Source organism: Corynebacterium sp. HMSC22B11, assembly GCF_001815965.1.
GTDB lineage: Bacteria > Actinomycetota > Actinomycetes > Mycobacteriales > Mycobacteriaceae > Corynebacterium.
Window position 1 is genome coordinate 22,354 of sequence record NZ_KV823510.1, and the last position, 12,202, is coordinate 34,555.

Sequence of the window (12,202 nt, forward strand, 5' to 3'; positions counted from 1 at the left end):
AACCTAAGACTGTAGTGGGCGCGCCGGGTTCTTCCCCAACTCGTGCCGCAGCGCGTCGGCCAACTCTGGCGTGCGGAACTCGTGGCCCATATCGGCCAGCACGGCGGGGCGGACATTCTGATCCGCCAACGCCAGCTCCGCGGCACCATCCTCACCCAGCAGCAGGCGGGGCCCGGCCGCCGGAACCGGCACCTGCAGCTTGCCCCGCAGACCGCGCGGGATCACCGGGTTGCCACCCACCTCCGCCAGCGTGGCCATGAACTCCCGGTTGCGCACGATCCCCGGCGCCACCGCGTTCACCGGTCCGTGCAGCATCGGGTCGGTCAGCGCCCGGTGGTAGATATCCACCAGGTCATTCATCGCGATCCACGGGAAGAACTGCCGCCCGTCGCCGAGCGCCCCGCCGCCCAGCTTGGCCTGTGCGGTCAGCAGATCCAGCAGCGCGGTGCCCGCCGCCATCACCAGGCCGGTACGCACCTGCACGACGCGCAGTCCGGCGGCCACCGCGGGCTCCGTCGCGGTCTCCCAGTCCCGGACGATCCGGCCCAGCGTCGAGGACTCATCCGCCGGAGCGGACTCATCCACTGGCTCTGAGGCATCCGCCCCGTAGAAGCCCACCGCCGAGGCGGACACGAAGGTGTGCACCCGATCCGTGCGCGCCGCCAGCTCCGCGAGCTTGCGGGTCGGCTCGATCCGCGAGCCCGCGACCTTCGCCAGGTGCTCATCCGTAAACCTGCCCGCAATCGAGCTGCCAGCCAGGTGCACCACCGCATCCACGTCGGCCAGCAGATCCTCGGCAGGGTGCTGCGGGTCCCACTGCCGGTACTGCACCGCCGCCCCACCCGGGCGCGCATTCGCCTCATCGATCAGCGGCTGCGGGTTCCGGCTCAGCCGGATCACCCGGTGCCCCGCCAGCTGCAGCAGCGCGCACAGCTGCGTGCCCACCGCACCGGTTGCCCCGGTCACCGCGATCGTCATCTCACGGGTGGACTCCCCGGCCCAGCCCCGGGCCTGCTGCAGGTGCTTCAGGTCCCCAGCCAGCTGCGCCTGCCGGTAACCGAAAACCCCCTTGAGCAGCTGGTCTGCGACGAAGCTGGGCGCGTTCGTGGTGATCCGATCACGCAAGATCGTCCCGCCGCCGGTAGGGGCGTCCTGAAAAGAATGGACGTGCCGCCAGCCGAATGCCGAACCGATCCCGGGAGTCGCGCAGACGTCCGAGAACTGCGCCGGGGAGTCCACGTGCGCCGGTCGCCCACCGCTAGCCGCGACGAGCGGGCGGTAGAGCCCCGGGTCGTGCTTGCCCTCCCACACCACGCCGCCGGGGAAACGCATGCGGGTCAGCCCGCTCTTCAGATTCCCGGCCTCCTGCAGCAGTCGCACGCGGGTGAAACCGGGGGTCAGGCGAGTGACGATTCCCGGCGTGGCATGCGCGCCCCACACCTGGTCAATGGGGTGATCTAGGGTCTGCTCGAAGACTGTCTCGCTCATGCTCCCAGGGTACGCGCGCTAATTTTTAGGACGTCGGGCTCGAGCGCTAGGCCTGCCACAGCCGCCGCCCCTGGCGGGTGGAACCGGTGGCCTCGGTCTGCTGGCGTTCCTGGCGGGCCTGCTGCGCCTGCTGCATATCAACCAGGTCGGCCCGAGCCCGAGCAACGCGGGAGCGGATGGTGCCGGTGCGCACGTTCGCGATCTTCGCGGCCTCCGCGTAGGTATAGCCGAGCATCTGGGTGAGGATGAGAGCCTCCCTGCGGTCCGGTTCCAGGGAGTTGAGCATGTCCTGGGTGTCCAGCCACTCCGCCCAGCTGGAGCCACCCGTGGTTTCTGCGGCGGGGGTGTCGCCGGCGGCGTCCTCCCACTCGGCGGCGGACTTGCGGGGGCGGGCCATGTCGTGGCGGATGCTGTCCACCCACACGCGCCGGGCCAGGGAAAGGATCCAGGTGCGTGCTGTAGAGCGGGCGGCGAAACGGGGGAGGGCGGAGAGTACCCGCAGGTAGGTCTCCTGGGTGAGGTCATCCGCCTGGTCCGGGTTCGCCAGGTGGGCGAGCAGCCGCCAGACGTCGTCGTGGGTGGCGGCGATGAACTCGTTGAGCGCTGCCTTATCTCCCCGGGCGGCACGCAGCGCGAGGTTGGTGACGTGTGCGTCGACCTCGGCGGTGTGGCCGTGACGGCCAGCGGGGGAGGGAGGGAAGTTGCTCATGTTAAAGGCCAGTCTAGCAGTGGCCTGCGGTTTTCACGCTCCCCTGCGTGCTGGGATGCGGAAGCGGCGCACCGGTGATGCATCGATAGGTAGGGGTGATGGTTGCGCGCCAATTTAATAGTACCTAGCCTATTGTATAGACATTGATTGATAGGTAAAGGCTGTGGCGACGTCTCCGCCACTGTGGCAGCCTGGGAGAAGGAAGCCACATTCCCTAAGGAGGACCACCGTGACTGACCACAAGAACACTGGCAACCTGACCGCCAAGGACATCGCATCCCGGGGCATGTGCCCCGTCACCGGTCACGCCACCCGAAACAACGGTGCCCCCATCACCACCCAGGAGCACTCCGCCACCGTCGGAGACCAGGGACCGATCGCGCTGCACGACGTCTCGCTGGTGGAGAAGCACCAGTCCTTCAACCGCGAGCGCATCCCGGAGCGCAACGTCCACGCCAAGGGATCCGGTGCGTTTGGCGAGCTGACAATCACCGAGGACGTCTCCCAGTACACGAAGGCAGACCTCTTCCAGAAGGGGCGCGTCACCCCGATGTTGGCCCGCTTCTCCACGGTCGCCGGTGAGCTCGGCTTCCCGGATACCGTGCGCGACGTGCGTGGCTTCAGCCTGAAGTTCTACACCCAGGAGGGCAACTACGACATCGTGGGCAACAACACCCCGGTGTTCTTCCTCCGCGACGGCGTGAAATTCCCGGACTTCATCCGCTCCCAGAAGCGACTGAACAACGGCCTGCGCTCTGCGGACATGCAGTGGGACTTCTGGACCCGCTCCCCAGAATCCGCCCACCAGGTCACCTACCTCATGGGTGACCGTGGCATCCCGACCGACTTCCGCCACATGGACGGCTTCGGTTCCCACACCTACCAGTGGATCAACGCCGCCGGCGAGCGCTTCTGGGTGAAGTACCACTTCAAGACCCGCCAGGGCTGGAAGACCTTCACCGACGAAGAGGCCAACCAGATCGTCGGTTCCGGCGACTTCGACCACAGCCGCCAGGACCTCTTCGACGCCATCGAGCGCGGCGACTACCCAACCTGGGACGTGAAGGTGCAGATCATGCCCTTCGAGGAGGCCAAGGACTACCGCTGGAACCCCTTCGACCTGACCAAGACCTGGTCGCAGAAGGACTACCCGCTGATCGACGTCGGCCACTTCACGCTGAACCAGAACCCGGAGAACCACTTCGCGCAGATCGAGCAGGCCGCCTTCGCGCCGTCGAACATCGTTCCGGGCGTGGGCTTTTCCCCGGACAAGATGCTGCTCGCCCGCGTCTTCGCCTACCAAGACACCCAGCGTTACCGCCTCGGTGCCAATAACTCCCAGCTGCCGGTCAACCGCCCGATCCGCGAGGACCTGAACCGGTACAACACCAAGGACGGCGCGATGGCCTACGAGTTCCCGCCGCGCGACACCCCGGTCTACTCCCCGAACCGATTCGAGCGCGGCGAGGGCACCCAGGACACCTCCGACGGTTCCGGCGTGGTCCAGAAGGGTGTTGCCGCAGGTGAGTCCCAGTACGGCTTCGGCCGTGGCGCGGAGTCCGGCACCGGCCTGGCCGACGAGCTCGGTCTGTTCGACGAGAACTACGGCGGCGACCTGACCTTCGGCGCATACCACCGCCACGAAGAGGACGACGACTTCGCGCAGGCCGACCAGCTCGTCCGCGAGGTCATGGACGACGAGCAGCGCGAGCGCCTGGCCAAGAACATCGCTGGCGCGATGGCTGGTGTCTCCGAGCAGGTGGAACAGCAGTGCTACACCTACTGGGGCCACGTGGACGAGGAGCTGGCTGCTCGCGTGAAGGAACTCTTCACCGCCAGCAAGTAAGTACACTCGGGCAGCAGAGCAAGGTTTTAAGCAACCAGCGAAGGAGTTTTCGATGAGCAAGGCGCTGTACAACGCGAAGGCACTGTCCACCGGCGGCGGCCGCGACGGCCACGTCGCCACCTCGGACCGCCAGATCGACCTGGACGTCCGCCCGCCGAAGGAGCTCGGCGGCTCCGGCGAGGGCACCAACCCGGAGCAGCTCGTCGCTGCCGGCTGGGCGGCCTGCTTCAACGGTGCGCTGCAGAAGCAGATGAAGGACAACGGCGTGGATCTTTCCAAGGCCCCTGAGGTTCTCGTGGAGTGCACCCTCAACTCCGTCGACGAGGGCTTCCGCATCACCTCCCGCATCGAGGCCACCCTCTTCGGTGTGGAGCAGGCGCAGGCCGACGAGCTCGTGCAGGCGGCTCACGCCTTCTGCCCGTACTCCAAGGCGATGCGCGGCGATACTGACGTCGAGGTCGTCGCCAAGGTCGCCTAAGCGGCTGACTAACTAGCGCACAACGAAAGGTCGCCCGGAGGAAATCCTCTGGGCGGCCTTCGCGCTATCTGGGGGAGGGGAGCAGCGGCGCTACTTCGCGTCCGGCTGGCGGGTACCACCGGACAGCGGCACCGTGTGATCCCAGTGGGTGGCGTGCAGCGCGCGCCCCATGAAGAAGGAGCCCACCGAGCTGATCACCAGGAAGGCCGTGATCGCGACGCAGGCGCGGATCAGATAGCCCAACACGAAGCCCTCGGTGGCGAAGTGGAAGACCAGGTTCGCGCAGATCAGCAGCGGAATACCCACGCCCATTGCGGGGCCGGTCATGTTCAGCTGGCTCAGCGCATCTGGAGCCAGGTACATCGCGCGGGCGGACACCAGCACGAACACGGAGCCGGTGATCGCCAGGATGCCGATCAGCACGACCGCGAACCAGCTCGGCTCCTGGTACTCAACCTGCTCGGATGCAGCCAACAGCAGCTCGTTCGTAGACGCAGCGGTAGCAGCGGTGGAAACAGCCATGGTTTAGCGCCTCCCTCGGGTGATAATGCGGGCCGCGGCACCAGTCGACAGGGCGGAAAACAGCCCGGCGAACATCGCGACCTCGTAGGTAATCGCCGTGTGGTTAAAGATGCTCAAGCACAGGAACAGCGCGATCATGCAGGCGAAAAGCATGTCGGACAGCACCGCGCGACGCCCGTCGTTCTTGGTGGTCACCGCACGGTACAGCACCGTCAGCAAACCAAGGACGATGATCGCCGCGGCGATGCCGACCAGGATGTAGAGCAGCGTTGTGGGTTCCATCTACTTCCCCTTTTTCTTCTTCTGGTCGCGGTACTTGTTCGGGTACAGGGGGTCGCGGAAGCCGTAGTCCTCGTGCTTCGGGGCGTCCTCCTTCGCACCGTCCTCGGAGTCCTCGCTCAGGACGGCGGCGACGTAGGCCGCGGCGTGCGGGGTGGAGTCCACCTTCTCCACGTCGAAGACCGTCTCGTCGGAGGCACGGCCACCGCGGGAACCACGGAAACCGCGAGGTCCCGGACGACCCCGCTCCACGAGGGAGTCGACGTCGAAGTTCTGCTTGATGCCCTTCACCGACGGCACCAGCGTCTCCTCCATCTCGGCGAAGCCCTCCATCAGCTCCAGCGGATCCTGGCCGTACATGGCGTGGATCGCGAGGTAGCGCTGTGCGGTATCGCGGTGCTGCACCTCGTACTCGCTGGACTTGACCTCGAAGGCGTCGTTGAGGGAGCGCTCGCCGCGCTCAGCGTCGTAGTCGACCTCCTTCGGGCCCGTGATACCCAGGGCCAGCGTGCCCGGGGTGATGGTGATGGAGGCCGCGAGGGCGGCGATATTGCGTTCCTTACGGACCCGTAGCGGGTAGTAGATCACCACCGGGGCGATGCGGCGGCCGGTGCCGAAGGTATCGATCATCATCACGATCGACTCCTTGATCACCTGGCCGACCAGCCAGCCCGCGTAGAACAGGCAGTGGAAGGGGACTTTCCAGGGCTTCATTAGCGTGCTCCTTCCTGGTCATCGGCGTTATCGGTGGTGGCATTATCGGCAGCGTCCGCATCGCCGTCGGCAACCTCGGACACACCCTGCGGCTCATCCGCACCCGGCACGTGCGCCAGTCCGGACGGACCCGGATCCAGCACCTGCCCGACCGGGCCAGGACCACCCACCAGCTCGTCGGACTGGTTGGCGTCGAAAACGGTGCTGACATACTCGGTGGTGTCGATGAGGTCCTCCGCCGCCCGGTTGGTGACGGCGAAGATCGGGCCCGCGGCGAAGAAGATCACCACGGAAACCACAGCCATCGCGGCCGACGGGAGCACGTACTTCGGTTTGATGCGCAGGTCCGGGTCCGCCTCGTTGCGGTTCATCGGGCGGCCCCAGAAAATCTCGCGCCACACGTAGATCATGCTCAGCAGCGCGCCGATAGAGGTCAGGATGATCGTGCCGATCGCCAGCCACGCCTTCCAGCTGCCGTCCTCGGCGATGCCGAAGACCAGCGCTAGCTTGCCCCACAGGCCGGAGAAGGGTGGGAAGCCCACGATCGCCAGCGCGCCGACGGCGAACACCGCCGCCACGAAGGGGTCGCGACGCATCAGGCCGTGCAGCGGGCGAAGCCTGCCGTGGCCATAGGTCTCCTCGATCGCGCCACCGGCCATGATGAGGCTGGCGGCGATCACCATGTGGTGCAGCATGTAGAACAGTCCAGCGCCCAGCACCAAGGTCGGGCGGGCGGTGAGGAAGGCCAGCGGGATCAGCATGTACGGGATGCCGTTGACCATCTGGTAGGCCAACACCCCGCGGATCGTGTTCTCCGACAGGCCTGCGAAGCCGCCGATGAACATGCCCAGGACCATGATGACGAGGATCGCCCACGCGTAGCGGGCGTCACCCTCGAAGACGGTCATGTAGACGCGCAGGATGCCGTAGACCGCGACCTTCGTGTGTAGGCCGGAGAACAGTGCCATCACAGCCGGGGAGGTGAACGGGTACGCCCGCGGCAGCCAGGTGTGCGTCGGGGTGACACCGGCCTTAACGGACAGGGCCAGCAGCACCATGCCGAGGGCGACCACCAGCTGCCACTGCGTGCCGTAGATGCCATCGGCGAAGCCCGCCTCGCCGCGCGGACCGGCGGCACCGGCCAGGGCTGCGAGGTTCGTCGTGCCGACCACGGCGTAGGTCATCACCACGCCGGAGACCAGCAGCAGGGAGGTCACCAGGTTCACCACGATGAACGTGCGGGCTGCGGCCAGGCGACCCCAGGTTCCGGTCATCGCTACCAGCCCGAAGGACGGCATCAGCATGACCTCGATGAACACGAAGAGGTTGAACAGGTCCGCGGTGAGGATCGCGCCCCACGCACCACCCAGGAGCATCAGCACGAGGGCGGGGTAGAAGCGGGCGCGCATCTCGCCCACGACGAGGGCGAACCAGTTGGCCACCAACGCAACCAGGGCGGTGGTGAAGATCATCAGGGCGCTCAGCGTGTCCGCGGCCAGCGGGATCGCCACGCCGCCCACGAAGTTACCGACGTTATCGGCGATGACCGACTCGTCGCCGCCGAAGCGGACCAGCAGCCAGCCGGAGGTCGCTAGCCCGAAGGCTGGTACCAGCAGTGCCAGCAGGTTCCGGGCCTTCGCCCAGGGCAAGAAGGTGCACAGGCCGGCGGCGATGAGTGGCACCACGATGAACAGGGCGAGCACCGCCCCGTCGGCGAACGCATCCGGGGACTGTGGGTTGTTAGCCGCAAGGAGCAGGGACGTCATTATCGCTCCTCCTTGCCGTTATTAGTGCTGTTCCCGTCGCCGCTACCGGCACCGTGGGGGCCGCCCTTACCGTAGGGTGCGCCCAGCGTGTCTGCCTGTGGCGTGTGCTTCGCAGCCGCCGCCTGTTCGGCGTTCTTGGCCACCTGCTCGGTGTCCGTGTGCCGCGAGAGGGTCGACAGCCCGCGGAATGTGCGTGCGGCGCGCTCCGGATCCTCCGCAGAGGCGGTGTCGTCGTCCCGCCCCACGGCAGCCAGCGCGAGCATCACGGCCGTCGCGGCCATGGAGATCACGATGGCCGTCAGCACGAAGGCCTGGGGGAGCGGGTCGCCGGCCTCGGCGGCGCTCGTGCGGTTCATCAGCGGTTCACTGCGCCACACCGGCACGCCGGCGCCGAGGATCATGAGGTTCACGCCGTGGCTGATCAGGGACAGCCCCAGAATCTGGCGGAGCATGCCTCGCTGGAGGATGAGGTAGACACCGCCACCGACGAGGATTGCGATGATTGCTGCAAGAATCACTGGTCGTCTCCTCTCCGCTTCTTTTCCTGGGGTGCTGGGTTTACTTGGCCTCGTTTGCTGCGCAGTTCGTCGAGTTCTCGGTCGAATGCGTCGTGGCCGGTGAGCCGCCGTTCTCGGCGCTTGCGTGCCTTGAACTCCGCGTCGGTTTCCTCCCGGTGGGCGGGGGTTGCATCCTTTGCCTTCACGACGCCACCGCGTTCTGCCTCGGTAGCGTGTTCCGCGGAGTCTGCTGGCCTTGCCTCCGGGATCGGGCTCACGGAGCCGGCGGGCCGCTTTGCGGACTCACGCTCCGAACGGTGCCGGGCTTCCGCCTCGCGGGCGGCACGGCTGACCTCGGAGGGGTTGAGCACGATATTGGACCCACCGATGCGAACCGCGACGGGGGACTGGCTGAAGGCCTCGGCCACCGTGCGCTTCGCCGACTCGCTGGCCTGCTGGGCGGAGGCTGGGTGCGTCTTGGCCGGGATGTAGCGATCCTGGTTGGCCCGGGCGTACTGGTTGCCCGGGCGGTCACGCCCGCCGAGCTGGTTGATGACCACGACGATGAGCCCGAAGACCGCGAAGTAGATGCCGCCGTCGAAGAGCAGCGAGGTGGTCATGTGCTGGCCCAGGAACGTGCCGTGCAGCGGCGCCAGGAAGGAGCCCTGCAGGAAGCCCAGCAGGCCGGTGCCCAGGGCCAGCAGCATGCCGATACCAATGAGCGTGTAACCCAGGTTGTCGGAGCCCAGCTTCCGGGCGCGGGACTGCGCAAGGTACCAGAAGAACAGGCCACAGGCCGCGACGAGGGCCGCGAGGAAGCCGCCGCCCGGGGCGTTGTGGCCGCGCCAGAAGGTGATCAGCGAGAGGATGACCACGATCGGGATCAGCGGGTACAGCGCCATGCGCGGCAGGATCGAGTTCAAGTGGGTGGAGCGCAGGTTCTTGGAGTAGAACGGTGCCAGCTCCGGGACCTTGTGGACATCCGGGAAGCGGGTCTGACCCGGTGCGCGGAAAGCCTCGGAGGTCGAGCCTGGGCCGTAGCCCGGCTTCGGGGAGCGCGGCATGGAGGAGATGATCGCGGCGATGACGATGCCCGCCATGCCGAGGACGATCAGCTCGCCCAACGTATCGTAGCCACGGAATTCCACGAGGATCGCGGCGACGACGTTGTCTGCGCCGGTGGCGTCCGGGGTGTTCTCCAGGTACCACTCCGCCAGCTCCGGGCGTGGGTGGCGGCTCTGCAGCAGCCAGACGCCGAAGAAGGTCACCAGCCCCACGACCGTGGCGATCATGGTGGCGAAGCGGGCGCGGTTCTCGCCCTCACGCAGGTACAGGCGCGGCTGGTGGCGGACCACCAGCATCATGATGACGGTCACGCACAGCTCGACCAGCAGGTTCGTCTGGGCGACGTCCGGGGCGCCGAGGGTGAGCATCATGAAGGAGACACCCACACCGACCATGCCGACGAGCACCACGGAGGCCAGGCGCGAGCGGGTGCCGAGCAGGGCGGTGAGTGCCGCGCCGATGATGAGAAGGCCGATCAGGTCGGTGACGCGGTCCGCGCCCTCCATGCGGGCCGGCAGATCGCCGAGGCCGTGCAGGCGGCCCGGTCCGATCAGGCTGAACAGCCCCAGGGTGATGAACATCGCCAGGATCCAGAACACGTGGCGGTTGGCGGCCATGGAGTTGGCCGGGGCGGCGACCACGCGGCCGAAGCGGATCATCCACTCGGTGACCAGGTGGATGATTTCCGCGCCGGTGTAGGGGCCGAGTGGCTGGTGCTGGAACCAGCGGAAGATGGCCTTGCGCTGGAAGATGCCGATCACACCCAGCACCATCACGATCACGGAGATCACGAGTGGGGCGTTGACGCCGTGCCACATCGTCAGGTGGGTCTGCGCCTCACCCACGCCGGTGGCCACGGCGATGTTATCCAGCCAGCTTTCCGGCCAGGCCAGGAAGAACACGGCAGGCAGGGAGAGCAGACCCGGCAGGGCGGCGGGCAGCCAGAGACTGACCGGGGCCTCGCGGGTCTCGGACTCGTCCGTCTTGCCGTCGACGAAGGCGCCGAAGACATAGCGGGCGGAGTACATGAACGTCGCCAGGGCGCCGATGCCAGCGACCGCCAGCAGCACCCAGACACCGGCCTGGGAGAACGGTGCCTCCTGGAAGGCGGTAAGCATGCCCTCCTTGGAAACAAATCCCAGGGTCGGGGGGATCGCAGCCATGGAGCCGGCGGCGACGACCGCGGACCAGAAGGTGAAGGGCATGCGGCGCCACAGCGAGCCCAGGCGTCGGGTATCGCGGGAGCCTGCCTGGTGGTCGACCACACCGACCAGCATGAACAGGGAGGACTTGAAGAGCGCGTGCGCCGCGGTGTGCACGATCGCCGCGGTGATGGCGAAGGGGGTGCCCACGCCGATGGTGGCCACGATCCAGCCCAGCTGGGAGACCGTGGAGTACGCGGTGAGCTTCTTCAGGTCCGTCTTCTGCATGGCGAACAGGGCGGCCATCAGCGCCGTGACCATACCTGTGATGATCAGCACGTAATGCCAGATCATCGTGCCGGCGAAGATGCCCGAGAAGCGCAGCAGCAGGTAAACACCCGCCTTCACGACCGCCGCGGCGTGCAGGAACGCGGAAACCGGGGTGTCCGCGGCCATAGCCTCCGGCAGCCAGAAGTGGAAGGGGATCTGAGCGGCCTTGGAGAATCCCGCCATTGCGATCAGCACGGCGGTCACGCCTGTGAGCACCGTGTTGTTTCCCCAGCTCGGGTCCGCGAGGATGTCGGCCAACTGGGTGGAACCAGTCACACCGACCATGATGCCCAGCGCGGCGATGAGGAACAGTCCGCCGACGAAGGTCAGGATCAGGGTTCGGGTAGCGCCAGCCTCGCCAGAGCTGCCGGAGCGGGCGATGAGGAAGAATGACGCCAGCGAGACGAGCTCCCAGCCGATGAACAGCAGGGCGACGTCGCTAGCCAAAACCAGCAGCAGCACCGCGAGCATGAAGGCCGTCATCAGCAGGTAGAAGCTGAGGATCTTCTCGCCCGGGTGCAGGTAGCGCGTGGAATAGATGAATACGACCGCGCCGATGAGCAGGGCGAGCAGCGTGAAGAAGAGGCTGAGCGCGTCCATCGTCAGCCCGAAGGTAATGTCCCCGCCCTCGGGGTGTGCGGCGGAGGTGGGTAACGCGCCTTCGATCCAGGTGGCTGACCAGCGGTGCGCACCGCCCTCCATCGGGACGCGCGCGTGCTTGAGGACGTACCCCGCCAGCGCGACGAAGGTGATTGCTAGTGGCCAGCCCGCGTTTCGGTCGAGAACTTTGACCAGCAGTGGAACTAGAACGAGGGCCACCGCAACGGTGGCTGGGATCGCGAGCAGAGCCACGTGCTAAAACACCCCAACTAAGGACTCGGTGTGCGGCTCCGGGCGACCCGCAGCCAGCGGCTGCTGGTCGCGGACCCTGGAGGCGCGGCGTGCAAAGGTCTAACGCACAGACCTGCGTTGTCCGGTGGCTGTTGTGGCGCGCGAGCATCGGTTGCTTTCCGCGGTGCGGCTCGCGGTGACGGCGCGCTATGCGGAGAAAACCCGGAGGCTCGAGCGTCACAATGTGATGCGGATAGCAGTTATGCGACTTTCTCAGTCTATCAGTCAGGGTGTGAGAACCAACACGAGACCCCCTTTGCCCCATTTGTCTCATCTGCCACACGGGTAACGGCGCGGTGTCGGGTGCTCGGATTCAGCCGCTCTGGCCGTGGCCTGTGCTGCGATCTTCTCCGTGGGCAACGCCATGCCAGATTCGTGCCAGATGCGTGGGCTGTCCGCCACAGTTCGCCGGGCGATTGGAGGGAACAGATGCTTCGACTCAAGTTCTAGTGGTCGTTGCAACACTGATCTGAAG

At 66.7% G+C, this 12,202-nt stretch carries 10 protein-coding genes; 2 read left to right on the forward strand and 8 right to left on the reverse strand.

The window, feature by feature from the left end:
* Window positions 1–3: 3 nt before the first annotated feature.
* Both HMPREF3088_RS07915 and HMPREF3088_RS07920 read right to left on the reverse strand, forming a co-directional pair.
* On the reverse strand, window positions 4–1,488 hold the full coding sequence (locus HMPREF3088_RS07915) for a TIGR01777 family oxidoreductase (protein ID WP_070759219.1): 1,485 nt from the start codon (window positions 1,486–1,488) through the stop codon (window positions 4–6).
* Window positions 1,489–1,534: 46 nt separating this feature from the next.
* Window positions 1,535–2,197 (reverse strand): RNA polymerase sigma factor, encoded by a 663-nt coding sequence (locus tag HMPREF3088_RS07920; RefSeq protein ID WP_070759221.1) that lies wholly within the window; start codon window positions 2,195–2,197, stop codon window positions 1,535–1,537.
* Between the two features lie 286 nt (window positions 2,198–2,483).
* Between HMPREF3088_RS07920 and HMPREF3088_RS07925 the strand changes: the two genes are divergently transcribed.
* Both HMPREF3088_RS07925 and HMPREF3088_RS07930 read left to right on the forward strand, forming a co-directional pair.
* Window positions 2,484–4,043, forward strand: coding sequence for a catalase (locus HMPREF3088_RS07925; RefSeq protein ID WP_246818121.1), 1,560 nt, complete (start codon window positions 2,484–2,486; stop codon window positions 4,041–4,043).
* Window positions 4,044–4,095: 52 nt separating this feature from the next.
* Window positions 4,096–4,521 carry an organic hydroperoxide resistance protein gene (locus HMPREF3088_RS07930; RefSeq protein WP_012361116.1) on the forward strand — a complete coding sequence of 142 codons (426 nt, stop codon included), beginning with the start codon at window positions 4,096–4,098 and terminating at the stop codon, window positions 4,519–4,521.
* A 90-nt stretch (window positions 4,522–4,611) separates the two neighbouring features.
* On the opposite strand, the gene HMPREF3088_RS07935 is transcribed toward HMPREF3088_RS07930, so the two are convergent.
* The 6 genes from HMPREF3088_RS07935 to HMPREF3088_RS07960 are packed head-to-tail and all read right to left on the reverse strand — an operon-like array spanning window position 4,612 to window position 11,688.
* Window positions 4,612–5,043, reverse strand: a complete 432-nt coding sequence (locus tag HMPREF3088_RS07935; protein ID WP_070759225.1) for a Na+/H+ antiporter subunit G — start codon at window positions 5,041–5,043, stop codon at window positions 4,612–4,614.
* A gap of 3 nt (window positions 5,044–5,046) precedes the next feature.
* The gene (locus HMPREF3088_RS07940) at window positions 5,047–5,325 is read right to left on the reverse strand and encodes a cation:proton antiporter (protein ID WP_070759227.1); all 279 of its coding nucleotides are present in this window, start codon (window positions 5,323–5,325) and stop codon (window positions 5,047–5,049) included.
* Window positions 5,326–6,036 (reverse strand): Na+/H+ antiporter subunit E, encoded by a 711-nt coding sequence (locus HMPREF3088_RS07945; protein ID WP_070759229.1) that lies wholly within the window; start codon window positions 6,034–6,036, stop codon window positions 5,326–5,328.
* A complete protein-coding gene (locus tag HMPREF3088_RS07950) occupies window positions 6,036–7,802 on the reverse strand; it encodes a monovalent cation/H+ antiporter subunit D family protein (RefSeq protein ID WP_070759231.1) in 1,767 nt (588 codons plus the stop codon). The genes HMPREF3088_RS07945 and HMPREF3088_RS07950 overlap by 1 nt, the downstream gene beginning before the upstream one ends.
* Window positions 7,802–8,320 (reverse strand): cation:proton antiporter subunit C, encoded by a 519-nt coding sequence (locus HMPREF3088_RS07955; protein WP_070759233.1) that lies wholly within the window; start codon window positions 8,318–8,320, stop codon window positions 7,802–7,804. Before HMPREF3088_RS07955 ends, HMPREF3088_RS07950 begins: the two co-directional genes overlap by 1 nt.
* A complete protein-coding gene (locus tag HMPREF3088_RS07960; RefSeq protein WP_070759234.1) occupies window positions 8,317–11,688 on the reverse strand; it encodes a DUF4040 family protein in 3,372 nt (1,123 codons plus the stop codon). The genes HMPREF3088_RS07955 and HMPREF3088_RS07960 overlap by 4 nt, the downstream gene beginning before the upstream one ends.
* Window positions 11,689–12,202 lie beyond the last annotated feature (514 nt).